The organism is Bifidobacterium margollesii, from assembly GCF_002860355.1.
Lineage (GTDB): Bacteria > Actinomycetota > Actinomycetes > Actinomycetales > Bifidobacteriaceae > Galliscardovia > Galliscardovia margollesii.
Map to the genome: position 1 here is coordinate 53,805 of NZ_NMWU01000002.1, position 25,543 is coordinate 79,347.

General features: G+C 62.7%; 18 protein-coding genes. 15 read left to right on the top strand and 3 right to left on the bottom strand.

All coding sequences use genetic code 11. From position 1 onward, the window contains the following. The first annotated feature begins 180 nt into the window (after positions 1-180). Positions 181-1,182 (top strand): LacI family DNA-binding transcriptional regulator, encoded by a 1,002-nt coding sequence (locus tag Uis1B_RS00325; RefSeq protein WP_101614461.1) that lies wholly within the window; start codon positions 181-183, stop codon positions 1,180-1,182. A gap of 558 nt (positions 1,183-1,740) precedes the next feature. Here Uis1B_RS00325 and Uis1B_RS00330 read toward each other — a convergent pair. Further along, on the bottom strand, positions 1,741-2,874 hold the full coding sequence (locus tag Uis1B_RS00330; protein ID WP_279324922.1) for a LacI family DNA-binding transcriptional regulator: 1,134 nt from the start codon (positions 2,872-2,874) through the stop codon (positions 1,741-1,743). A 312-nt stretch (positions 2,875-3,186) separates the two neighbouring features. Between Uis1B_RS00330 and Uis1B_RS00335 the strand changes: the two genes are divergently transcribed. The 4 genes from Uis1B_RS00335 to Uis1B_RS00350 all read left to right on the top strand — a co-directional run bounded on the left by Uis1B_RS00335 (position 3,187) and on the right by Uis1B_RS00350 (position 7,520). Further along, a complete protein-coding gene (locus Uis1B_RS00335) occupies positions 3,187-3,930 on the top strand; it encodes a glutamine amidotransferase (RefSeq protein WP_101614465.1) in 744 nt (247 codons plus the stop codon). 79 nt (positions 3,931-4,009) lie between these two features. Then, positions 4,010-5,038, top strand: coding sequence for a DMT family transporter (locus Uis1B_RS00340; RefSeq protein ID WP_101614467.1), 1,029 nt, complete (start codon positions 4,010-4,012; stop codon positions 5,036-5,038). 6 nt (positions 5,039-5,044) lie between these two features. Continuing rightward, positions 5,045-6,070, top strand: coding sequence for a linear amide C-N hydrolase (locus tag Uis1B_RS00345; RefSeq protein WP_101614469.1), 1,026 nt, complete (start codon positions 5,045-5,047; stop codon positions 6,068-6,070). A gap of 583 nt (positions 6,071-6,653) precedes the next feature. Further along, a complete protein-coding gene (locus tag Uis1B_RS00350) occupies positions 6,654-7,520 on the top strand; it encodes an aldo/keto reductase (protein ID WP_101614471.1) in 867 nt (288 codons plus the stop codon). A gap of 152 nt (positions 7,521-7,672) precedes the next feature. Here the strand turns inward: Uis1B_RS00350 and Uis1B_RS00355 are convergent, their stop codons facing one another. Beyond that, the gene (locus Uis1B_RS00355; RefSeq protein WP_101614473.1) at positions 7,673-9,112 is read right to left on the bottom strand and encodes an ATP-binding protein; all 1,440 of its coding nucleotides are present in this window, start codon (positions 9,110-9,112) and stop codon (positions 7,673-7,675) included. Between the two features lie 134 nt (positions 9,113-9,246). After that, positions 9,247-10,719, bottom strand: a complete 1,473-nt coding sequence (locus tag Uis1B_RS00360; RefSeq protein WP_101614475.1) for an aminotransferase-like domain-containing protein — start codon at positions 10,717-10,719, stop codon at positions 9,247-9,249. Positions 10,720-11,054: 335 nt separating this feature from the next. Between Uis1B_RS00360 and Uis1B_RS00365 the strand changes: the two genes are divergently transcribed. The 10 genes from Uis1B_RS00365 (at position 11,055) to Uis1B_RS00410 (ending at position 25,389) form a co-directional block, all read left to right on the top strand. Next, positions 11,055-11,771 (top strand): LysE/ArgO family amino acid transporter, encoded by a 717-nt coding sequence (locus tag Uis1B_RS00365; protein WP_101614477.1) that lies wholly within the window; start codon positions 11,055-11,057, stop codon positions 11,769-11,771. A 230-nt stretch (positions 11,772-12,001) separates the two neighbouring features. Beyond that, on the top strand, positions 12,002-13,654 hold the full coding sequence (locus Uis1B_RS00370; protein WP_243390189.1) for a peptidase U32 family protein: 1,653 nt from the start codon (positions 12,002-12,004) through the stop codon (positions 13,652-13,654). Positions 13,655-13,663: 9 nt separating this feature from the next. Continuing rightward, a complete protein-coding gene (locus Uis1B_RS00375; protein ID WP_101614481.1) occupies positions 13,664-14,713 on the top strand; it encodes a purine nucleoside phosphorylase YfiH/LACC1 family protein in 1,050 nt (349 codons plus the stop codon). Positions 14,714-14,829: 116 nt separating this feature from the next. Continuing rightward, a complete protein-coding gene (locus Uis1B_RS00380; protein ID WP_101614483.1) occupies positions 14,830-15,714 on the top strand; it encodes an IspD/TarI family cytidylyltransferase in 885 nt (294 codons plus the stop codon). Positions 15,715-15,800: 86 nt separating this feature from the next. Continuing rightward, positions 15,801-16,460, top strand: a complete 660-nt coding sequence (locus Uis1B_RS00385; protein ID WP_101614485.1) for a pyroglutamyl-peptidase I — start codon at positions 15,801-15,803, stop codon at positions 16,458-16,460. Positions 16,461-16,634: 174 nt separating this feature from the next. Continuing rightward, positions 16,635-18,146: a DivIVA domain-containing protein gene (locus Uis1B_RS00390; RefSeq protein WP_101614487.1), complete on the top strand. Its 1,512-nt coding sequence runs from the start codon at positions 16,635-16,637 to the stop codon at positions 18,144-18,146. A gap of 141 nt (positions 18,147-18,287) precedes the next feature. Beyond that, the gene (locus Uis1B_RS00395; RefSeq protein WP_101614489.1) at positions 18,288-19,631 is read left to right on the top strand and encodes a C1 family peptidase; all 1,344 of its coding nucleotides are present in this window, start codon (positions 18,288-18,290) and stop codon (positions 19,629-19,631) included. Between the two features lie 218 nt (positions 19,632-19,849). After that, positions 19,850-20,983 carry a 3-deoxy-7-phosphoheptulonate synthase gene (locus tag Uis1B_RS00400; RefSeq protein ID WP_101614492.1) on the top strand — a complete coding sequence of 378 codons (1,134 nt, stop codon included), beginning with the start codon at positions 19,850-19,852 and terminating at the stop codon, positions 20,981-20,983. 207 nt (positions 20,984-21,190) lie between these two features. Further along, positions 21,191-24,070, top strand: coding sequence for a family 78 glycoside hydrolase catalytic domain (locus Uis1B_RS00405; RefSeq protein ID WP_101614494.1), 2,880 nt, complete (start codon positions 21,191-21,193; stop codon positions 24,068-24,070). A gap of 113 nt (positions 24,071-24,183) precedes the next feature. Continuing rightward, entirely contained in the window at positions 24,184-25,389 is a 1,206-nt protein-coding gene (locus Uis1B_RS00410; protein WP_101614496.1) for a 3-deoxy-7-phosphoheptulonate synthase, read from the top strand. Positions 25,390-25,543: the final 154 nt, after the last annotated feature.

Below are 25,543 nucleotides of genomic sequence, written 5' to 3' on the forward strand. Positions count from 1 at the left end.
GCAGATTGTGGCAATCGCCGTCCGGCGGTCAGAGCGAACGCCTACGATGAGGTTCGGACTCGAACGGAGTCCTCGACAACAGAGTCGGATCTCATCGTGGGCGTTTTTCGGAAAGGGGAGACCGTGGCTGGCAGGCGAGCAAAGGAGGCCGCAGGGGGCGGCGTTCCATCGAACCCCACCATGATCGACGTGGCCCGACTTGCGGGGGTGTCGGTCTCGTCGGTGTCCAACTATCTGTCCAACTATCCGTACATGAAGCCGACCACCAAGCAGCATATCCAGGAGGCCATCGATGCGCTCGGCTATGTGACCAACGAGCGGGCGCGCAGTCTGCGATCGGGCAGGACCGGACTGATCTCGCTGTCGATTCCGAGCCTCACGCAGGCGTATTTCGCGGAACTGGCCGAGGAGATCATCGCCGCGGCACGTCGTCGCGGATACGGCATTCTGATCGAATCCACCGGATTCAGCCGCGAACGGGAGCTGGCGAGCGTCACGGCGATGGCGAGCAAGACCACCGACGGACTGATTCTGAGTCCGCTGGCGTTGGAGAACGCCGATATTCCGCGGCTGCGTGGCGATGTTCCGATGGTGCTGCTGGGCGAGCGGCTGTTCGGCGTGCCTGCCCCGCATATGCTGGTGCACAATGTGGAGGTGGCGAGGAAGCTCACCGAGCATCTGATCGCCGCCGGATGCCGCACCATCGCGTTCATGGGCGGTGTGCTCGAATCGGATCATATGTCGGCCGAGGCGCTGCGCACGAAGGGGTATGTGCAGGCGCTTGAGGCTGCCGGCATGCCGGTGCGTCCCGAACTGGTCGCCGGCATCGTCGGTGAGGCCACGAGTCGTAAGGGTGTGGAGCTGGTGGAGTCCATGTTCGCCAGCGGGGTGCGGCCGGACGGTATCGTGTGCTACAGCGATCTGGTGGCGTTCGGCGTGTTGAGGCAGCTGCGCGAAATGCAGGTGCGCATTCCTGAGGACATTCGCGTGGTGAGCATCGACAACCTCGATGAGTCGCAGTACACCGTGCCGTCGCTCACCTCGGTGGAGCTCGGCCGCCATGAGATCGCCGAGCTGGCCGTCGATTCGATTCTGCGACAACTCAAGGAGGGTCGCGCCCCCGGCGAGGAGATCTACGCCGACTACCGGATCATCCACCGCGAATCCTCCCCAGCGGTGTAAAGCTAGGAGCTGCGTTTCGCATGATCGGTTGGAGGAGTTTGCTCCCGCCGGCGGGAGCTGGACGCCGTAATGCGGCCTGAGGGTGGTCAAATCCTTCGTGCGCTGCGTCCCGCAGGGTTATTCGTCCTCATTTCCTGCCTTCCCCTTAGGCTGAGTCCGTTAAGGAAACGCTAGAGGCGTTTCCAGGACTCAGGCTCGCCGACAGGCGAGCGAATAGATCGCGGCCGGAGGTCGTCCATTCTTGCGGAGAAGGTGGCCGGCACGGCTGGTTGTCTCATTCTTGCCTTCCCCTGTGAGGGGAAGGTGGCCGGCGAATGCCGGTCGGATGAGGTGATCCGGGCACAGCAATGATCTGGCCGGAAGCCGAAGGAGTAGGGCGCGAAATCCGCGAAATGCAGCCTACTCCATCGCGATCCAGTACCCGTGGTTTCAGAACCCTTGGAATCATGCGGTTTTGTGATTGCCCTGCTTCCGTTGTCGATGGAATAGCGCGCATTCCGCGTCAAATGCGGCCTAATCCATCGAGGTGCAATGCCGGGACACTGGCCGGATTGAATATCAGCGAGGAGCGACGGCGGATTCGCGTATCGTCAGGGTTAGCGGCAGGCGGATGTCGTTATTGCCGCGGCCGGAGTCGGCGTTATTGCGGTCGATGGCATTCCGAGCATCATCGCCGTCTTCCTGAAACAGCAGATTCAGTGCGGCGATGGCCATGTCGTCGATCGGTTGGGTCAGTGTGGTGAGGCTGGGGCGCAGCCATCTGCCCATACGGATGCCGTCGCATCCCACTACGGAAAGATCCTGCGGAATGGAAATGCCGTATTGTTTGCACACTGAGATCAGGCCGATCGCCACGATGTCGGAGCCGGCGAACACGGCGGTCGGTCGTTCATCCATTTGAATCAGATAGGTCAGCACGCTTGCGCCATATTCTTCGGTGTAGGGTCCGGAGAACACGAGTTTCGGGTCATAGGGGATGTCGGCGTTTTCCAAGGCGGCGCGATATCCTCGCAGGCGTTCGGTGGTGGTGCTCAGCATCGTCGGTCCGGCAATGTGCGCGATGCGTCGGTGTCCGAGCGAAATCAGGTATGATGCGGCCTGATAGGCGCCGGAATAGTTGTCCACCGTCACGATGTTCGGATGGGATTGCGTGGGGATGGTTACATCCTCGTCGAGCAGCACCAGTCGGATCGGCGTGGTGGCGAGATGGTTCAGCGCCCGGTTCGTGCGATGCATGCCGGCGTAGATGAGTCCGCCGAAACGTCCTGATTCGATGACGTGGTCCACGAGTTTGGCCTCGGTGGTCGCCTGACGTCCTGAAACCATGACCTCCAGTACGTGATCGCCGGCTTGGGTCTGCGAGGTGATGGCTTCGCACAGTGAAGCATAGAACGGATTGGTGAGTTCAGGGACGATCAATGCGACCGCCGATTGATCGATGCCGGTCGATGATATCGGCTGTCCGGATGCACTCGTATGTGGGATGCCGTATCCCGGATATTGTGCGCTCAGATGGCGGGTGTCGGTCAGGGATGGGGTTGTGTAGCCGAGGAGATCGGCGGCCTGACGGATTTTCTCCGCGGTCTCCGTTTTGATGGAGAGCTGTCCGCGGAAGTATCGGGACACCGTGGAGGCAGAGACTCCGGCCTGTTTGGCTACCTGCGAAAGCGATGTCATTGCGCTGTTCCTCACCAATCTTTGCGTACGTTTCGGTTGTGGGTATGTGCTGCGTTGTTTCGCGGCTGAAGGGAACTCTGCAGGTTATGGAGACCCCGTGATAAGCGAGAATGCAGCGGCTTGTCCTTTCTTAGTGTATATCGCATGATCGTTGGATTGATTCATGTCTGCCTTGTTTTGCGCAAAATGTTGCGTTATTCCCTTGTTTGCGATGACACGCCGGACGGTTGATCGTTGGAAACATGTCGGTTACATTTAGAACAACGTTGCGCAATGAAACGCAATATAGTGTGATGTCAACACAATCAATGAGGAAAGGATGTTGATATGGCAAAAGTCCTACTGGCGGGAGAATCATGGATTTATTCCGTCACCGAGTTCAAGGGCTACGATTCGTTTACCAGCACCAAACTGGAGATCGGATGTGAGGATTTGTTGCGTGAATTGCGCAAGGCAGGACATGAAATCACCCATCTGCTCGCCCACGATGTGCCGGAGCATTTCCCCTGGACCCGCGAGGAGCTCGACCGCTACGACGTGGTGGTCCTTTCCGACATCGGTGCAAACTCCCTCGCCCTTTCCAACGGCGTATTCGCTCTGGGCAACCCCTCGACCGATCGCATGGCTCTGCTACGCGACTGGGTTCATGACGGTGGTTCCTTGATGATGGCGGGCGGATATCTCTCCTTCGCCGGGTTCGAGGGCAAGGCCCACTATCACGGCACGCCGGTCGAAGATGCGCTGCCGGTGGAGATCCTGCCCTACGATGACCGCGTCGAAGCGCCGCAGGGCATCAGTCCGCAGGCCGCTCTGGACGATCCTATCTCCGACGGGCTCGGCAGATTCCCTCGCATCCTCGGATATCAACGGGTGACCCCGAAAGACGGCAGCCGGGTATTGATGACGGCGAACGGCGATCCATTACTCATTACCGGCGAATTCGGCAAAGGCCGTTCGCTGGCGTACACCACCGATATCGCCCCGCATTGGGCCTCCGTGGAATTCATGGAGTGGCAGGGATACGGCCCGTTCTTCTCCCGTTGCATCAACTGGCTGGCCGGAACGCTGTGACCGTTCCGACGATTGCCGGCAGATGATTGTCTGTCCCGATACCCCTCTGCGAATAACCATCGATAGAAAGAAGAAGATCATGTCCATCAATTCGTCCTCGTCGGCATCCGGCGGCAAGTCCGTCGCCGTTCCGCTTTTGTTCATCGCCACGGTGCTCGCCGGCATGCTTTCGCCCATGCAGTCCGCGGTCAACGGTCAGGTGGGCAAGGAACTCGGCGACGGCAACGCTTCGGCCGTCGTCTCGTTCGGCTCCGGCCTTGTGGTGATGATCATCATCATCCTCGCCAGAAGCTCCACCCGTCGCCAATTCGCCTCCATTCCCGGGAAAATCGCCTCACGTTCGATCCCATGGTGGAACTGGCTGGCCGGCTGTTGTGGTGCGATGGTGGTGTTCTCCGAAGGTGCTTCGGCATCCGTGCTGGGCGTCGCCACCTTCCAGACCACACTGATCTCCGGTATGGTGCTTTCCGGTCTGCTGTGCGACCGGCTCGGCATCGGCGTCGACGTCAAGCAGCCGTTCAATCTGCCTCGAATTCTCGGTGCGGTACTGGCGATCTTCGCCACCGTGCTCGTGGTGATGCCGAACTGGCAGGCACCTTCCGTGGTCGCGCTCGCCGTCCTCCCGTTCCTCGCCGGTCTGCTCGCCGGATGGCAGCCAGCCGGAAACTCCGCGGTCGCCCGTGAAACCGGCTCCATGCTCGTCTCCATCACCTGGAACTTCATCGTCGGCTTCTGCGTGCTCGGCAGCGTGTTGCTCGTCCGCGTGCTCACCGGTTCGGTGGCGTTCCATCTGCCGAAGACGTGGTGGATGTATCTCGGCGGTCCGTTGGGTCTGCTGTCCATCGCACTGATGGCTCTGCTGGTGCGAGGACTTGGTCTGCTGCTGCTCGGTCTGGCGTCCACGGCCGGCCAGCTCATCGGTTCGGTGCTCATCGACTGGCTGGTCCCGGCGCTGGGCAATCATGTGTATGCCGTCACGGTGGCCGGCGCTCTGGTCGCACTGGTCGGCGCGGCGATCGCCATGATCCCATCCGCGAAGAACGAGATCTCCGTGAACGAGATCGCCAGCGAACAATCGGGATCCGCGGCGAATGCCGGGAAGGAGTGAACGGTCATGTGCACGGGCATCGAGCTGGTTAGTCGTCAGGGAAAGCCGTATTGGGGCAGAACCCAGGATTTCGAACAGGACTTCGAATACGCAGGAATTCGGATCCCGGCCGGGACTCGAATCGAATCCACCACCACGCCGATCACGGTCAGATATGCGGTGATGGGCATCGTGTGGGCGCAGAACGTCCATGAACGCCCGGTGGTGCTCGACGGTATCAACGAGTACGGGATCTGCGGCGGATCGTTCTATTTCGATCATTTCTACCGCTACGTTCCCACCGAGGAGATTCTTCGATCCGGCAAGACCGTGCTGCGCGGCGAAGAGCTGGTCACTTGGATTCTCACGCAGTACCGTTCTCTGGATGAGATCCGCGATCGGTTGAACGACGACATCGGCATCACCACGGAACCAGGTCCGATGATGGGCATGTCGGTGCCGCAGCATGCGGTGTTTCAGGATGAGACCGGGCGGTCGATCGTTGTGGAGCCTTCAGTGAAGAACGGATTCCGCATTTTCGAGAATCCGCTCGGCGTATTCACCAACGCACCCACCTTCGACTGGCATCTGAACAATCTGAAGACCCATTTGGAACGATCCTCCGCACGAACGTTCACGTATCGGGACGATGAGCCGATCGAACCGTTCCCGATCGACGAGCCGATGAGCGGACCGCTCGGCCTGCCGGCCGACTACAAGCCGGAATCACGATTCCTGCGCGCCGTCTATGCCAAACTGATGTCGGTGGAGGTCGATGATGGTGAAGCCGTCAATCAGATCTTCCAGCTGCTCAGCTGCGTGAACACTCCGAAGGGCATGTTGCGCGTACGGCAGGGTGAGCAGGTGCTGCTGCCGTGGACGCAATATACCGCGGTGTACGACATCGCGAACAAAGTTCTGTACGCCAATACCTACGACAATCACACGGTTCGCGTCATGGAATTCGGTGATCCTGACCAGTGGGGCGGCGGACTGAGCTGGTTCCGTTTCTATGACGACAAACCACAGTACGTGCCGTTCGGTGTGTGGTGATCCTAGGCTGGTCGTGATATCAGAGGCGGATTCTCGATATGGAATCGGGGATCCGCCTTTGATGTGGGGTTGTTCCATTCTTGCGGAGAAGGTGGCCGGCGAAAGCCGGTCGGATGAGGTGGTGTGGTCCGGTCTGTTTGTGAACTGCTCCCCGATTGTTGGACGTGGTTTGGTTTGCCTCTCATCAGTCGGCTGGTCGCCGACAGCTTCCCCCAGAGGGGGAAGCCGAAGGCGCGGGCAGGTCGAGGAAGAAGTGCTCGGTCTCCTGACAGCCCTCCCCGAGGGGAAGCCGAAGGAGTAGGGCGCGAAATCCGCGAAATGCAGCCTGTTCCATCGCGATCCAGTACCCGTGGTTTCAGAACCCTTGGAATCATGCGGTTTTGCGTTTGCCCTGCTTCCGTTGTCGATGGAATAGCGCGCATTCCGCGTCAAATGCGGCCTAATCCATCGGAATCGTCCGGAATCATCGGAATCTCGTTGGCTGGCGGATGATCTAGGCTGAAAGCGTATGTGCGGACTGCATTGGTTCTCCTGATCGGGGAGAACCCGTGCGCATCCGCAACGATTCGTAAAGGAGCCACATATGGTGATGCATCGCAATCTCGGCCCGTTCGACACCACGGCCATCGGCCACGGCGAAATGCCGCTGACCATCGAGAACAATCGCGGTCATGAGGTCGGCATCGAAACCCTGCATGCCTCGCTCGACGCCGGGTGCCGTCATATCGACACCGCATGGGCCTACTACACGCCCGGCGAGGAGGAGCAGACCGGCGAGAAGCTCACCCGCGAGGCGCTGGAGACCTGGAACGGTCCGCGCGACGAGGTGACGGTGGCCACCAAGATCGGTCTGCGCCGCGAATGGGGGCCGAACGGAGAGCCGCTGTGGCCGCGTGACGGCAAGCCCGAGCATCTGATCGAATACGGCAAGCAGTCGGCGCAGGCGCTGGGCGTGGATTCGATCGACCTGCTGTACCTGCATCGCCACGATCCCGAAGTCCCGTACAACGAGTCGATCGAGGCGCTGAAGCAGCTGCTGGACGAGGGCGTGGCGCAGTGGGCCGGCGTCTCCAATGCAAGCATCGAGCAGATCGACATCGCCCGCGGTATTCTGGGCGACAAGCTCATCGCCGTGCAGAACCAGTATTCGCCGATCCATCTGGAAACGCAGGATACCTTGGACTACTGCGCGAAGCTGGGCCTCGCCTTCGTGTGCTGGAGCCCGCTCGGCGGATACCGCCACCCCTACGACGAATCGAAGTTCGATCCGTTCCGCGCCGTGGCCGCGAAGCATGGCGTGAGCTACCAGCAGGTGGTGCTCGCCTGGGAGCTGGCCAAGGGCGATCACATGTTCGTGATCCCCGGCGCCCACCGCCCCGAAACCATCCTCGACTCCCTCAAGGCCGGCGACCTCCATCTCACCGAGGAGGATTTCGCCCAGCTGCCGTGAACCCAGCTGCCGTGACGCAGCTCCTACTGACATGACGCCGATTCCAGCGTTCTGGTGTCTGCGATCCTCTGCGATGGTGGCGGATGAGACCCCATGCAAACGGTTATGGGTTTTAATCCGCCGTCACCGGGCCTTGCATGCCATCGTCAGGATTACCTGATGTCCTGCGGTTGGGCGAGCATGCGCTCTGCGTCGATGAGCGTGAGAGTCGGATCCAACGCTGCCTTCGCGATGGTCTTTTCCGATGCGGGACGCTTGGTGAACAGATAGTACAGACGCTCGCCCTTATCTCTGATGAGAGGGGAGCGGGCCTTGAGCCTGTCAATGGCTTCCGTCTCGTTCAGGCGCTCGCGCCATTTGCATTCGCCGAGCAGTACCCGGTGATTGAATGAATCGGTCATGACGATGTCGATGTCCGTCTGCTCCCGCTTGGTCGGGTCGTTGCCCCACCATTTGCCGTAGGCATTGGGCAGGAAGTCGATATGCTGCTCGCCGCACTGCCGTAGCAGCCATTGCATGCACATGGTTTCGAACTGCTGCCCCACATAGGTGTCGAATACTTCACCGGACGAGGCGGTCTTGACGGCTGTTTTCCCGTATCCGGTGTCGATGAGCGTGCTCGCGGGACTGACGAACCGATACCAGTAGGCGAAAAACGGGTCCTTGATTTTCCACAGTCCCTTGCGGGAGTGGTGAGGATCCTCTCCGAATGGTACGAGACGTTCGATGATGCCGAGCCGAGTCAGCGTACGAAGATACGAGCCGACGGTATTGGCGTCCACCCCGGCGTATTCGGCGATCTCCTTGGGGCGGGTTCGTCCGGCTCCGACCGCATCCAGAATGGAACTGTATAATGCGGGTTCGCGGAGTTCCTGACGAAGCAGCATCATCGGCTCTTCGTAGAGGATGCCGTTTTGGCTGAAGCAGCGCGACAGGATGTTGTCCTGAAACGACATGTCCGGATCGATTTGCTCCAGATAGTAAGGAGTGCCTCCCAGCGTCGCATAGTAGTGGATGCGATCCCGCCAATCGGCTGTTTTCGGCATGAGCCTGCAGGCGTCGAACAGATCGAACGGTTTCAGTCGGATCTGCGCGTTTCCGCGGCCGTAGAGTGGACTCTTGTAGCCCAGCACCTTGCTTTCCATGAAGCCTTCGTTGCTGCCGCACAGAATCATCAGGATGTTGGTGTCCTTGAACCAGTGATCGATGGCGATCTGCAGAGCCGAGGGCAGTGATGGCTCGGCGGCAGCGGCATATGGCAGTTCGTCCAGTACGAAGACGAACGGGTGTTCGGGTTCGGCCTTGGCCTTGCCGACGATGAATGAGAGCGCATCGTCCCAGCTTGCGAAGCCTCCCGAAAACCCCGGTTCGTTGAAGAACCTGAGGATCGATTGCGAGAGTTCACGCAGATTCGCCGTGGCGCTCTGTTCCTTGGCCGTGAACCACAGTGCCCGGTGTTTTTCGCAGAAACGGGAGATGAGTGCCGTCTTGCCCACTCGGCGCCGTCCGTACACAACGATCATTTGGAACTTGTTCAGGGAGAAATGATATTCGAGTGTCTGCAGCTCTGCGGTTCTTCCTACGAATTTCATGTCGTTTCGCCCCCGAGCGCTTATTACTGTGTTCGTAAGCAAGTTGCGTGCGAACAACTTGCTTACGAACACAGTAGGTCGGCGAATGGACGTGTCTGCGAATATGCAGGTCCGGTGTGCGGCTCCTGCTGCGCCTACAGCGCGGCGGCGATGCGGGCGAGCTTGTCGGCTGCGGCCTCGAACTCCTCCGGGGTGGTGTAGGCGTAGGAGAGCCGTAGGGAGTTGTCGCCCTCGAAATCGTAGATGTCCCCGGGATTGAGCAGCACGCCCGCCTCCACGGCCTTCTGGAACAGCTTGCCCATCGGCATCGGCCGGTCGAAGGTGAGCCAGATGTAGAAGCCGCCGTTCGGCGTGTTCCAGTGCGCCCGGCGTGAGCTGCCGCCGAACAGTCGATCCAGCACGGTCAGTGCGCTGTCGCGGCGGCGGCGCAGTTCCGCCTTGAGTGCGACGAGGTATTCGTCGTACATCCCGCTGATGAGGAATCGGGTGAACACCCACTGCGAAAGCGTGCTCGCCCCGTAATCCATCTGCATTTTCACGTCGGCCAGCCGCTGTACGATCGGTTCCGGCGCCACGATCCACCCGATGCGCAGTCCCGGCGCCAGCGATTTCGACGCGCTGCCGAGATAGATCACCATGCCGGTCTCGTCCAGAGCCTTGAGCGGTATGGGCCGGTCGTCGGCGAAATACAGATCCTGGTACGCACCGTCCTCGATCACCGGAAGCCGATGCGCCACACAGCATTCCACCAGCTCCCGCCGTCGTTGTTCGTCCATGGTCGTGCCCGTGGGATTGTGATTGGTCGGAATCGTATACAGCACCGATTCGCCGCCGTGATGCCGTTCGGCCATGGTGGCCAGATCGTCCACCATGATTCCCGAATCGTCCATCGGCACGCCTTCGAGATGCATGCCCGCGGACTGGAACACCTGCAGTGATTTGATATAGCTCGGCGCTTCGGCGAACACCGTGGATCCGGCGGAAAGCAGACTTACCGAAATGATCTGCAGCGCCTGCAATGCGCCGGACGTCACCAGAATCTGCGAGGCCGTGCATTCGATGCCGGTGGCGCGCATATGCCCGGCGATCGCCTCGCGCAGTCCGGGCAGTCCTTCGGGGTCCGGATAGCTGAGCGAGTCGATTTCGTCCGAAGCCTCGTCGAGCACCCGCCGCCACATGTCGCGCGGAAATAGTCGCGGATCGATTTCACCGGTGCCGAGGCGGGCCATATTCGGGGCGAATTCCAGACGATTGATGGCCTGAATCGTATCGTTGTTGGCCTTGAAGAAGCCGGACGACACGTAATCCGCCCAATCCGGCGCGCCGGGCAGCATCAGCGACCATGTGTTGCTCACGATTCGCGTGCCAGCGCCGTGCATGCCTTCCACGATCCCGTAGTCGGTAAGCTCCTCGATGGCCGCGATCACGGTGGACCGGTTCACGCCGAATCCTTCGGCCATCGATCGTTGGGAAGGCAGTCGCGAGCCGATCGGCCACGCGCCGCTGGAGACCTGGCGGCACATATACTGCACGATCTGCTCGGTGAGCGGCGTGGCGCTGTCGCGCGCCGGCTTCCAATCGATGACCAGCGGCTTCTGACGTGCCATGACCCCTCCAATGATGCGATCTCGCGACGATGACGATACGGTGCGCCGGTTGTTGAATGCGACAGTACCGAGAATACCGAATACGGTGGTGAAATGTCGGATCTTCCGCGGTTTTGGCTGAATTATCCGTCTGCATTTTGGCTGGTTGCCGAGTGGATGCGGATTCGTAGAATAAGAGGTCGGAATGGAAGACAATCGTTGATCATCATGTGTTTGTGCTGATGATCAACGATGGGTGATGATGATTTTTTGGCTGGGTGATTACTGGCCAGCCAAACACACTTGGATGGGTGTGGAAACGCATTTGGATGGGTGTGGATGAAGGAGAGTCGGATATGGGGTTCTATCTGCAGGGGCTGACGATGGGATTGGCGTACATCGCGCCGATCGGTATGCAGAATCTGTTCGTCATCAATTCCGCGATGACCAAGACCCGACGTCGTGCGCTGATGACCGCGGTGATCGTGCTGATGTTCGACGTGGCGCTGTCCCTCTCCTGCTTCTTCGGCATGGGCGCGCTGATCCAGCAGCACGAATGGCTGCGTCTGGGCGTGCTGGTCGTCGGTGGTGCGGTGGTGATCCGCATCGGCGTCGGTCTGCTGCGGACGAAGCCGGAAGCGGACCGTGAATCCGGGAGCGCCGAAACCGTTGCCGAAAACGCTTCGGAATCGCAGGGGACGCAGGATCTGCGGAATCGGGGTCTGTGGGATCGGTCTCGGGAGCATGGTCGTTCCCCTTCCCGGTACGCCGATCTGAGGAAAACCGTCTCCACGGCCTGTGTGGTCACCTGGTTCAATCCGCAGGCCATCATCGACGGTACGCTGCTGCTCGGCGCGTTCCACGCCACCCTGCCCGCCACGCAGTCCACTCCGTTCATCACCGGCGTGGAGACCGCGTCCGCCCTGTGGTTCATCGGTCTGACGCTGGTGATCTCCGCGTTCAGTGACCGGTTCAGCCCGAAGCTGCTCGGCGTACTCAACAAGGTGTGCGGCGGGGTGATCGCGACGTACGGCGTGAAGCTGCTGGTGGATTTCGCCGTGGCCGTGCTGTGAACGGCCATGCTGTGAACGGCTGTGCTGTGAACATTGGCCGAAAGGACACATAAGGGTCCCGAAAACGGCCTCCTTATGATCGCATCGGCCAAATAACGGGTTGAATGCATCGGATCGACCAAGTACCGGCCCATCGGCTAGACTGGCCTATTGCTATGACTTCATCAACGGAAACCCTGAATTCTTCGGAAATCCCGGCTGCCACCATGTCCGCAACCATGTCCGCAACCATGACCGGGACGCGGTCCGCCTCCCGTATCGCCGGTATCGCAAGGCGTCGGCATCGCCCCGAGGTACTGGCCCCGGCCGGCAATCTGCGTGGTCTGAAAACCGCCGTCGATTATGGTGCGGATGCCGTGTACTGCGGCGGCAAGGCGTTCGGCATGAGAAGCGCCCCGCGCAATCTGAGCCTCGCCGACTTCGAGGAGGGGGCGCGTTACGCCCATGCCGTCGGCGCCCGTGTATATGTGACGCTCAACGTGCTGCCGCGCAACGCCGAGGTCGAGGCGATCCGCGATTACATCGGCCAGCTGCAGGACACCGGCATCGATGCGCTGATCGTCACCGACATCGGTGTGATGATGATGGCCCATCAGATCGCCCCCGATCTGGAACTGCATGTGAGCACGCAGGCCGGCGTCACCAACTACGGCGCCGCGCAGGCCCTCTACGAGTTCGGTGCGCGCCGCGTCGTCCTTGCCCGGGAAATGGATCTGCAGGCCGTGCGTGACATCCGCGCCCGCATCCCCGACGACATGGACATCGAATGCTTCGTGCACGGCGCGATGTGCATGGCGTTCTCCGGCCGCTGCCTGTTCTCCAACTATCTCACCGGCCGTGACGGCAACCACGGCGAATGCGCCCAGCCCTGCCGGTGGAAGTACTCGATCGTGGAGGAGAAGCGCCCCGGACAGTACTATCCGATCGAGCAGACCGCGGAAGGCGCGTACCTGTTCAACTCGCAGGATATGAACATGCTGGAGCACATCGACGATCTGATCGATTCCGGTGCGAGCAGCCTGAAGATCGAGGGCCGTTCGAAAAGCGCCTACTACGTGGCCGCCATGACCAACGCCTACAAGACCGCCGTCAACGAATATATGGTGCAGCGCGGATTCGAGGATGCCGATGGCAGCGTGCTCAGGCCGTTCCATGATCTGGTGGTCCGACCGGACGATCCCGATTTCGTGCGGATCGCCGACGATGCCGTGGAACGCAACTCAGACAAGGCGTTCTCCGGCATGCCCGGCGAACCGCCTGTGGAGGGTGCCGTGACCGAGAGTGCTGACGCCGTGGTCGAGGGTGCTGAGGACGCCGCCCCCGTCGAGGACGCCGCGGCCCGATCCGCCGGCGGCGCACAGCTCGACGAGCTGAGCTATCGGGCCCGATCCACCCGACGCAAGTCGAACACGCGCGAAGAGGTGCTGCCCGAAGGATGGCATCACGCGAAATGCCGGCCGGCTCCGCACGTCGAACTGCCCGATTGGCTGATCGAGGAGCCGTACAAGGTGGCCCACCGCGACTATTCCACGGGATTCTACTATCCGGAACACAAGGTGACGCAGAACACCGACCGCTCCGCATACTTCCGCGACTGGCTGGTCGTGGGCGAGGTGATCTCCTGGAATCCCGAACGCGGAGGCCGGGCGACCATCATGGCCCGCAACAAGATCGAACCCGGCCAGCTCGTCGAATTCGTGCTGCCCGGCGAGGCGCCGCTCGCCTACACCGTGCCCGACGATGGTCTTGAGGACGCCGACGGTGTGCCCGTCGGATCGATCAACCATCCGGCGCATGTGTTCTCCCTGCCGTGCCCGCATGAGGTGCCGGCCAACGCCGCCATGCGCTCACGCACCAAGAAGCCCACGCTCAAAGCCGCATAAGGAACGATCATGACCAATGCCAATCCGTCAGCCGGCCAAAACCCGCTGAGCAACAATCCGCTGAACGATCCCAATCCCAACGATCCCAAGGCGCGGATCCTCGACAGCAACACCATCCCCGACCATTACGATGACGGCCGTCCGGTGCCGGTGACCATCCCGATCCCGCTGGCCCCCGGCGTGAAGGTGGTCTATACCACGCGCCTCGGCGGCGTCTCCCAGGGCGACTATGCGGCGCTGAACCTCGGCGGCCGCGGCGGTGACGACCCGGCCGCGATCGAGGCGAACCGCACCGCGCTCGCCGAGGAGATCGGAGCGAAGCTCTCGCTGGTCGGCCAGGTGCATTCCGCCAAGGCCGTGGACGCCGACGATCTGTTCCGTGAGAACGCCCCCTACGGCTTCGACGCCTCCGGCACGCGGATCGACGAAACCCGCGAATCGCAGCGCATCGAGGCGGACGGTCAGGTCACGACCCTCAGAGGCGTGGCGCTGGGCATGTTCGCCGCCGATTGCCTGCCGGTGCTGTTCGCCGACCCGACGACCGGCATCATCGGCGCCGCCCACTGCGGTCGGCGCGGCCTGCAGCGCGGCGTCATCGGAGAGACGGTCGATCTGATGGTGAGGAAGGGCGCCAACCGCGACGAGATCGTCGCCACGCTGGGCCCGCGCATCTGCGGCGAATGCTACGAAGTGGGCGACGAGATCGCCGAGGACTTCCAGAAGCGCTTCCCACTGACCAAAACCGTCACCCGCTTCGGCGGCGCGGGCATCGACATCGCCGAAGCCGCGATGATCGACCTCGCCTTCGCCGGCGTGCGCCACACGGTCGACTCCATGCCGCGCGTCAACGCCGCCACCAAATACCTCGCCGACGACGAGGAGCTCAAGGCCCTGTGCCGCGCCGACAACGAAGGCGACCCGGAACTGCATGAGCGTCTCGGCAGCGTGCGTCACAGCCTGTGCACGCTGGAGAACCCGCTGTGGTACTCCCACCGACGTGCCGCGCTCGCCGGCAAGAGCCATGAGGGCCGTCTCCTCGCTTTGGTGGTACGTGAGTAGTCGTTGACGATTCCGTTGCCGATTCACCCGAACTCGCGCCGAATATTCCGCATATTCGGTGCAGAAGTATTCGGGGAACGTCGGTTGTGCCCCCGTACGGGGTTATGGTGAGGCCTATGTGTGAGAAGAGTCAGGACGAGAAGAACGGGCAGGAGCGAATCGTGGAGGATCGCGCTACAGGGGCTACAGAGGCTACAGAGAATCGCGGCCGTGATGTGCCTGTGGTGGCGGTGGTGCTGGCCGCGGGTTTCGGCACGCGGTTCGACCCGGAGAACCCCAAGCAGCTCGTATCGGTGGGCGGTCGGCCGATCGTGCAGTGGTCCATCGAGGCGTTCGAGCATAATCCGCAGATCACCGACATCGTGGTGGTCGTCAACCCCAAGGTCCGCGAGGCCGTGGAGGGATTGTGCGAACAGGGGCGGTACGCCAAGGTCCGTATGGTGATCGACGGTGGCAAGGAGCGTTCCGATTCCACCCAGTCGGCGTTGCAGGTGCTCGCCGACGCCGGTATTCCCGACGATGCCAAGGTGCTGATCCACGATGCGGTGAGGCCGTTCGTCGAGCAGAACGCCATCCGCGGATGCGTGGAGGCGCTGAACCAGTTCGACGCGGCCACGGTCGCCGTTCCCAGTACCGACACCGTGCTGCTGACGATGGATCTCGGCGACCGCAAGGCCATCGACTCGGTGCCGGACAGGCCGAACACCTTCCGTGCCCAGACCCCGCAGGCGTTCCGCTTCCATACCATTCGCGAGGCGTATGCCAAGGCCGCCGACGATCCGGACTTCCATCCCACCGACGACACTCGCGTGGTGGTGGATTATCTGCCCGACACCCCCGTCACCATCGTGAGCGGATCGGAAACGAATCTGAAGATCACCACGCTGGCCGACATTCCCGTGGCCGAAGGCATTGCGGGCACGCTGGCCGAGGCGCGGGCGAACGACGCCGAGTACTGGCGCAACCGCATGCACGCGCTGGTCGGCAGTCTGCACGGCTGAGCGTCAGTCCCGACGGCTGGGCGTCAGGCCCGTTCAGGCCGTAAGATCGAGCTGAACGAGCGGAGCACGGAAAACAAGGAGGACCAATGCGGCACTTCAATGTCGTCGTTTCCGGATTCGACCATTACGAGGGCATCGAGATCAACCCTAGCGCACAGGTGAGCCGAACCCTGCAGGAACGCGGCGTGAGCGAGCCCCCGGAAGGCTGCGAGATCACCGTCACCTCCGTGCTGCTGCCGATGAGCTTCCAGAACGCGTGGCCCACGTTGCATGAGACGATCGAGGCGGTGAACCCCGATGTGGTGATCGCCACCGGACTCAAGACCCACGCCCATTCGGTGGCCTTGGAACGCTGCGCCACCAATCTCATCGACGCCTCCCGTCCGGATGCCGACAACGTGCAGCCGCGGCGGGTGCCGATCGACGCCGAGGGGCCGGCCTCCTACTGGACCCGGTTGCCGCTGCGATCCATCCTCCATGATTTCACCGAGCAGAACATTCCCGCCACATTGAGTTCCGACGCCGGCACGTTCGTGTGCAATTCGCTGTTCTATCGGCTTCTGGACTGGAATTCCCGGCAGGACAAGGTGCTCAGCGGGTTCCTCAGCTTCCCGAAGGTGGGCGACGGCGGCAGATACGGTTCCGGTCTTTCGCTCGACCAGATGATCGCGGCCGCCGAGGATGCGATCCGGGCCACCGTGGCGTATTGGGATCACCCCGTTTCCGACGAGATTCTCGGAGGCTGAGATCGGGGTAGGCCGGGGTGCGAATCGATCGCGATACCGAATGGCGAAACGTCTGTGTCGAGGTTGTGGCAAGCAGGTGTGCCTTACTGCGTTTACGGTGGCCGTGCGCTAAAGTTCCTAGCAGTCGGGGAGCTCCCCCGTATGGTTTCAAGGCGCTTTGTGAGGTAGGCCGTTATGACAGAAGATTTCCCGGTGGTGTTGCGAGGATACGAAAAGGACGCGGTGGACAATGCCATGGCCACCATGCGCGAGAACACGGAGCGTATGCGTGAGCAGATCAAGGCGTACGACCAGCGCATTCTGAAGCTTGAGGCCGAACTTCAGGAGGAGAAGGCCCGCAAGACTCCGCAGAAGAACACGTTCGCATCCCTCGGCGCCTCCGCGCAGCAGCTGCTCGCCTCGGCGGAGCAGACCAGCCGTGAGCTGCTGGATCGAGCCAAGCAGGATGCCGCACGCACGCGCAAGACCGCTCAGGAGAAGGCCGACACGCTGCTCAACAACGCCTCCATCGATGCCAATCAGGTGCATGACGACGCTCAGGCCGAGGCCGATTCCCTCGTGGCCAAGGCCCGCAACGAGGCCAATACGATTCTTTCCTCCGCCAAGCAGACCGCCAGCCAGCTGAAGTCCGTGGCCGAGAAGCAGGCCGGCGAACAGCGCGAGACGCTGCGTCTGGAACTGGAGAACGCCCGTGACGAGCAGGGCAAGAAGCTCGCCGCCGAGAAGGCCGAGCATGAGCGTCAGCTCGCCGAGCAGCGCACCAAGCTCGCCCAGGAGATCGCCGATCAGCGCAAGGTCGCCGACGAGGAGATCTCCCGCAAGAAGGTGGAGTCCGACGATCGTATTCAGAAGGCCCTCGATCAGGCCAACGCCCGTCTCAACGACGTGCGCGATCAGGTGGGCAAGATGCTGTCCGACGCGAAGCGCCAGTCGGGCGAGATTCTGGAGAAGGCCAAGGCCGACGCCCGCCGTCTCACCGATTCCGCCGATGTGGAGCGCGCGCACCGACTGGCGGAGACCGCCGCCGAGGTGGAGCAGATCCGCAAAGACATCGCCGCCCAGCAGGATGAGGCCAGCACCAAGGTGAACGAGGTGCTCGCCAGCGTCAAGGAGCGCAGCGCCCAGGCCCAGCAGGAATCCGATGCGCTGCTGGCTCAGGCGCGTGCCGCCCGCGACGACGCCGACGCCTATGCGGCCAAGACCCGCGAGGAGGCCGACGCGCAGGGCAAGACGCTGATCGAGGAGGCCACCCGCAAGGCCGAGGCTCAGGTGCAGCAGCGCCGTGAGGCCTCGCAGAAGGAGATCGAAGGTCTTCAGGAGCACATCTCCGCGCTGCAGGCCCGCGAGGCGTCCATCACCGCCCGTGTGGATGAGCTTCGCTCCATCTTCGCCAACGCCTTCGGATTCGGTGGTCCCGCGGCCGGCGCCGCAGCCTCGGCTGTTCCGACCGGCGTGGCGCAAGCCGTGGGCGATGTGGTCGATCAGCCTGCCGATGCCGCCGCCCCCGCAGAGGCTCCGGACGTGCCGGTGGCCAATGTGGTGCCCGAAACGGTCGCTCCGGTGGTCGCGCCCGTTCAGCCCGTTCAGTCCGGCCAGCCCGTTGACCAGCCGGGCCAGCCCGTTGACCAGCCGGGCCAGCCCGTTCCCTCCGTCGACCAGCCCGGTCAGCCCGCAGCGGCCAACTGATCCGTGATTCGATTCGGCTCCCGTTCGTCCGTTCGGGAGCCGTCTTAGTATTCCGATTGTTCCGATTGTTCCGATTGTTCCGATTGTTCCGGCTGTTCGGCAGCCGATTGCTTCGACATCAAAGACATCAAAGGAGAACGCATGTCTGATCTCAAACCGCTCAAGCCATTGGACGACACCCGCCTCGGCGCACTGCGCGAGGGATTCGCCGCGAATCCCGTCAATCGTCTTGCCATGAACGCCGTGACGCTCGGCGGCATCGACAAGGTGGCCCGCAACTACGACCGCGCCCGTCTGCTGCAGCGACGCTTCTCCGTCACCGTGGACAACGGCAAGGTCACCTCGCAGGCCCGTTCCGGCCGCTGCTGGCTGTTCAGCTCGCTGAATGTGGCTCGTTTCGTGGCCAAGCGGAATCTCGGCGTCAAGGATTTCGAGTTCTCGCAGAACTATGCGATGTACTACGACAAGCTGGAACGCGCCAACTACTTCATGCAGGACATGGCTGCGCTGCATGCCGCGGGCGAGCCGGAGGACTCCCGTCTGGTGCAGCATCTGCTCCACGATGTGATGGGCGACGGCGGCCAGTGGACGATGGCCATGAACGTGTACGAGAAGTACGGTGCCGTGCCGAAGGATCTGTTCCCGGAGACGGCCAGCTCGCAGAACACCGGTCAGATGAACACGAATCTTCGCGCCGTGCTGCGTCAGGGTGTGGCCCGCATCTACGCGGGTGAGGATGCCGATGCGGTGGTGGCGCAGACCGTGGCGGCCGCGCACCGGGTGCTGACCATTCATCTCGGCACGCCGCCCACCTCGTTCGACTGGGAGTGGACCGACGACGACGGGCATTTCCACCGCGACGGCGAGATCACCCCGCAGGAGTTCTGGGCCAAGTACGTGGATGCCGGCCTGGAGGACTACGTGTGCCTGGTGGACGATCCTCGCGCCGAGCATCCGAAGGGACGCAAGATCGGCATCGAGCATCTGGGCAACGTGGTCGGCGGCACACCCACCGAATACCTCAACGTTCCGGTGGAGTTCATGAAGGACTGCGCGCGCAGGATTCTGAGCGACGACGGCATTCCGGTGTGGTTCGGCGCGGACTGCCATCCGATGATGGACCGCGAGAACGGTGCGTGGGCCACCGACCTGTTCGAGTACGGCAGCGTGTACGACTTCGATTTCTCGATGGACAAGGAGACCCGCGTTCGGTTCGCCGATTCGGCGATGAACCATGCGATGGCGTTCGTCGGCGTGGATGTGGCCGACGACGGCAGGACGACCCGCCGCTGGCGTGTGGAGAACTCGTGGGGCGAGAAGATTGCCGACAAGGGTTACTTCACGATGAGCGACGACTGGTTCGGCGAATACGTCTATGAGATCGCCGTGCCCAAGTCCATGCTCCCCAAGGACTACCTCGCCGCCCTGGACGAACCCGCCATCATGCTCCCCGCATGGGATCCGATGGGCGCTTTGGCTCGGTGACTTCACTCATCCGTCCGGCTTCCCCTTGAGGGGAAGCTGTCGGCGGAAGCCGACTGATGAGGGGGATTTGGGCGAAGTAGCCGATGCGTTCGCCAAAAACGGGCATGGGATCACATTCCGTGCCCGTTTCGTCTATAGTGGTCGAGTCCGTCTCGATGGTCGAGGCGGCGGAACACCATCGCTATCCAATACATAGCATGATGAAAGAGGTGAGAAATATGGCAATCCTTCGCGGTCCCGACAGCAGCGAAGACGAACGGCGCAATCTCTCGGAGAGCGCGGTCTTTCCCGAAACAATGGACGTGAACATCTATCAGCTTGACCCTATTCCGGCACCTCGCTCCTTTATCAAGGAGATTCCGCTGAGCGACAGGCAGCTGGATCTGGTGGCCCGGTCCCGTCAGGAGATCCGCGACGTGCTGCACGGTCGCGACGACCGTCTGCTCGTGGTGGTCGGCCCCTGTTCGATCCACGATCCCAAGGCCGCGCACGAATACGCGCAGCGTCTGGCCGAGGTGAAGTACGAGCTCAACGACGATCTGCTGATCGTGATGCGCGTGTACTTCGAAAAGCCGCGGACGACGATCGGCTGGAAGGGTCTGATCAACGATCCCGATCTTGACGGTACGTTCAACATTCGCAAGGGCATGTTCATGGCCCGTCAGGTGCTCTCCGACGTGCTGAGTCTGGGTGTGCCGGTGGCCACCGAATGGCTGGATCCGATCACCCCGCAATACCTGTCCGACGCGATCAGCTGGGGTGCGATCGGTGCGCGCAACACCGAAAGCCAGGTGCATCGCGAGCTGGCGAGCGGCCTGTCGATGCCGGTGGGCTTCAAGAACTCCACCGACGGTTCGATCAAGGCTGCGGCGGACTCCTGCTATGCGTCCAGCTTCCAGCACCACTTCCTGTCGATCAATCTCGACGGCCATGTGATCGCCGCGGAGACCAAGGGCAATCCGGACTGCCATCTGATTCTGCGTGGTTCCAGTCACGGTCCGAACTACGATCCCGAGTCGGTGAAGGCCGCACTGGAGGCGTTGAGGAAGTCCAAGGCTCCCGGTCCGAGCGAACATGGTCTGATCATCGACGCCGCCCACGGCAACTGCGGCAAGAACGAGGAGGTGGAGGCCGAGGTGGTGGAGAACATCGCCGAGCGTCTCGCCGCCGGAGAGCAGGGCATCACCGGCATCATGATGGAGAGCTTCCTCAAGGCCGGCGCCCAGAAGCCGGCCCCGCTTGATCAGCTGGAATACGGCCAGTCGGTCACTGACCGCTGCGTGCCGTGGGATCGTACCGACGAACTGCTGCACACGCTCGCCAAGGCCGTGCGCACCCGTCGTGCCCTCTGAGTCGTCGGATCGGTTCCGTCGTTTTCAGGTTGTCGTCCCCGCCCCGCGATGCATAATGCCATCGCGGGGCTTTTCGCTGCCGTTGCCGTGATTTGTCCTGCGGGAATCCCAAAAATCCCATTTATAGGGACAGTTTCCTAAATCTCCACCCCTTTGAAAATAATGAAACCAAGTGCATACTGCTTTTTCTTGCAAAGGGGCGGAATAATGGATGACAAAATCGAGCGTCTCGTAACGCAGACGGTGGGGAAGGCCCCCGCGAATCTGCTGGTCAACGATCGTATCTCCCCGGTGGACATCGAACCCGACACCGTGCCGGTGCTGCGATGGGTGGTTCCCCTTGAGGAGCCCCGAGGTCTGAGCCTGACCACCGAATCGCCGAACACCGTCTGCGCCTACCGGGTGATCGTCTCGTCCACCCCTGCCAAGGCGCGTGCCGGCGAAGGCGACGTCTGGGACTCCGGCCGGGTGGAGGGCGACGGCTTCTCCGGTGTGGAGCTGAACGACATCGACACCTCCGCCAGCCAGCGGTACTGGGCCGCCGTGCAGGTGTGGCGCGGCGTCGGCAGGACGGCCGTGGCCACCGCATTCAGCGAACCGACGACCTTCGGCACCGGCGCCGGACGCCAGTGGAGCCACGCCGAACCGATCTGGGCCGATCCGGTCACCGCCGCGCCGTACACCACCGTAGAACTGCCCGCAGTGGCGCACGACGAGATCCTGCAGCGCAAGAACACCGACCAGTTCGCCAACAAACCCGATCTGCTCACCTCCGAACACAACTCCCGCGGATGGGCGTTCCTGCGTGGCCGGGTGCGTCTCGCCGACAAGCCGGTGCGCTGGGCCACCCTCAACGCCACCGGCGCGGACGTGTGGCGCAGTCGTCAGTTCGTCTACCGCGCATGGGTCAACGGCCACTTCGCCGGATACGGCCCCACCTTCCCCATCGCGGGGGAGACCCGATACGACGGCTTCGACGTCACCTCCTGGCTGGTCCCCGGCCGCGACAACTGGATCGGCGTGGTCGCCTACGCGCTGGAGGATCAGCGCTTCGAAGCCCAGCTCGACGTGACCTACGAGGACGGCACCGTCGACCACTTCGGCACCGGACCCGACTGGCTCGCCAAGGTGGGCAACGACGTGTATCCTGACGCCGAATCCATCGGCACGCACGTCTACGAGCTGCCCGCCGAGAACATCCGCACGCAGCTGTACCAGCACGGCATCTCCGAACCCGATTTCGACGACTCCGCATGGGCCCATGCCGTGACCAAGCCGCGGTTCGACGATCTGGCCGCCACCCCCGTCAACAAACCGCGCATCAAGGTATGGCATCCGGTCTCCAAGCGGGTGACCGACGACGGGCGGCTGATCGTGGACTTCGGCCGTGCGGTGGCCGGCGGCGTACGACTCGCGATCAACACCGCCAAGCCCCTCGACGTGGTGGTGCGCTACGGCGAGATCCTCAACGACGACGGCACGGTGAAATACCAGCTCAGCGCCTACAACACGTATCAGGAGACCTGGCATTTCTGCAAGGGCAAGACCGGCCTCACCTTCGCCCGCTCTTGGGGCATGCGCGTGTTCCGCTACGTGGAGATCCTGCCCGCCGAGCCCGCCCCCGACGTGATCGCCGACCTCGCCGAACACGACGCCCGCGTGGACGCCGAGGCGCTGGTCTACCCGTACAACGGCATCTCCGACGCCTTCGACTCCTCCGACGATGTGCTCAACCGCGTCTGGAAGCTTTCGAGGAACACCATCGAAGCGCTCAACGGCAACATCTACGCCGATTCGTGGACTCGCGAACGCATCCCGTACGAGGCCGACGCTTGGTTGCAGCAGCGCGCCCACCTCGCCCTCGACGATTCGCCGACATTGGGCGAATACTCCATCGACTTCCTGCTCGCCAACCGCACCTGGCCCACCGAATGGCCGCTGTATCTGGTGCTCGCCGTGCACGACGCATGGCGTCAGACCGGAAGCCTCAAGCAGGCCGAAACGCACTGGGACCAGATCGTCGCCATGCTGCCCGGCAAGTATCTCGACGAAGCCTCGGGGCTGATCGTCAAGGACCCCGGCCAAAGCAGCCACACCGACGGCGATCTGATCGACTGGCCGCCGGCCGAACGCGACGGATTCGAATTCGGTCGGGTGAACACGGTGATCAACGCGCTCGCCTCGCAGAGCTATGCCGATGCCGCCGACCTCGCCGGGGCGCTGGGGTACACCGAGGAGGCGCGCCGCTTCGCCGACGTGGCATCCCGGATGCGCGCCGCGATTCACGAACGACTGTGGGACGACGAGGCCGGTGCCTACGTGGACGGCCTCGACACGGGTGCCGACGGCAGGCAGATCGCCCACCATGCCGAACACTCGTCGGCGTTCGCGCTCGCCTTCGCCGAAGTGCCGAAGGAACGTCTTCCCCGCGTGGCCGCGTTCCTGCGCGGCAAGGGCATGGCGTGCAGCGTCTATGTGGCGGCCGTGCTGCTCGGTGGTCTCTACAAGGCCGGATTCGGCGCCGATGCGGACGCGCTGATCGCGGCGCCCTCCGGCGAACGCACCTGGCAGCACATGATCGATCAGGGTGCCGGCGGCACGATGGAGGCGTGGAGCCTCAGACTGAAGACCAACACCACGTATTCGCATCCGTGGGCATCGTCCCCGGCCTATCTGCTGCCGGAGGGACTGCTCGGCATCCGTCCGCTGGTCGCCGGATACCGTTCGTTCGTCGTGGCGCCGCAGCCCGGCTCGGTGAAGCGGGCCGACGTGAAGCTGCCGGTGCGTTCCGGTGTGATCCGGGCGTCGTACGAGGTGCGGGGGAGTGCCGTGCCCACCGGTGAGCGGCCTGCGGTGGACGGCATCGAGATCAAGGTGACCGTGCCCGTGGGGTCCAAGGCCGATGTGATCGTGCCGCCGCTGAACTCCGGTGCCTCGACCGTGCTGCTTGACGGCGCGGAGGTGGAGGCCGTGGAGCTCGGCGCGGGATACGATGCGATCGATGGCATGTTCACCCAGCATTCGTATCCGAAGGGATCGCTGCTGGTGCATGGACTGGAGGCCGGAACGCACGTCATCGAGGCGTGAGGCTTCCTGCGTGCCGATACAGCCGATACGGTCTACGGTCGATACAGAGCCGATACAATGGGCCGCAGTCATCTGCAGGTCATCCGCGATCGAGCGGCAGGAAGGGTGTGGCAATGAGTGAGACGAACGACCGACACAATGACGACGTCGATCGCAGCGAGGAGTTTCGGGCTCTGCGCAGGGCCATGGACGAGGGGCGCAATCCGCTGACGGTGGACGGCATCCCGCGCTGGGAGGACGAAGTGGGCATCGACCGCATCGTCAACCGGCGGGTGCTGGAACTCGATCCGCTGCCCACGCCGGCCACCGTGCTTGCCGATCTGCCGCTCGACGCCGCGGCGCGCGAACTGGTGGCCGGTTCGCGCGACGAGGTGCGTGCCTGCCTGTACGGGCAGGATGATCGTCTGCTGGTGATCGTCGGCCCCTGTTCGGTGCACGATCCCGCAGCCGCGCTCGATTATGCTCGCAGGCTGGCCAAGGTGCGTGACGAGCTTGACCGCGAACTCATGATCGTGATGCGCGTGTACTTCGAAAAGCCTCGCACCACGGTTGGCTGGAAAGGTCTGATCAACGATCCCGATGTGGATGGCAGCCACAAGATCCGCAAGGGGCTGCTGCTCGCCCGTCGAACGCTGCTCGACGTGCTCGGCGCAGGCATGCCGGCCGCCACCGAGTTCCTGGAGCCCACCTCCCCGCAGTTCATCGCCGACGCGGTGACGTGGGGTGCGATCGGCGCGCGCAACACCGAAAGCCAGATCCACCGTCAGCTGGCCAGCGGCCTGTCGATGCCGGTGGGATTCAAGAACGCCACCGACGGTTCGGTGAAGGCCGCGGTCAACGGATGCTATGCCGCCGCCCAGCAGCACACCTTCTTCGGCATCGATCATGAGGGGCGGGCCGCGGCCGTGGAGACGCTGGGGAATCCCGACTGCCATGTGGTGCTGCGTGGTTCGAGCCACGGCCCGAACTATGACGCCGAATCGGTGGCCGGGGCGATGGCCGCCATCCGCGATGAGATGCCCGCCGATTCGGCGGCCGCGCACGGGCTGGTGATCGACGCCTCGCACGGCAATTCCGGCAAGGACGAGCATCGCCAGGCCGCCGTGGTGCGGGATATCGCCGCGCGCATCGCGGCAGGGGAGCGGGGCATCACCGGCATCATGATGGAAAGCTTCATCGAAGGCGGCAACCAGCCTGCCGCGCCGTTGCCGCAGCTGGTCTACGGCAAGTCGATCACCGACAAGTGCATCGCATGGCCCGAAACCGAGAAGCTGCTCCACGAGCTGGCCGAAGCGGTGAGCGCTCGCCGCTGGAGGTGACGCGGACGATTGTTCAATGATGTCGATTGATCAATGTGGCATTGGTCATGGAGGGTGATGTGCCTCGCTCGACACACTCAAGGCCGTTCGGCCCCGCGGCCGGGCAAACCCGGCCGCTAGCCTACGGTCGAGCGAGGCACATCCCCCTCCTTTT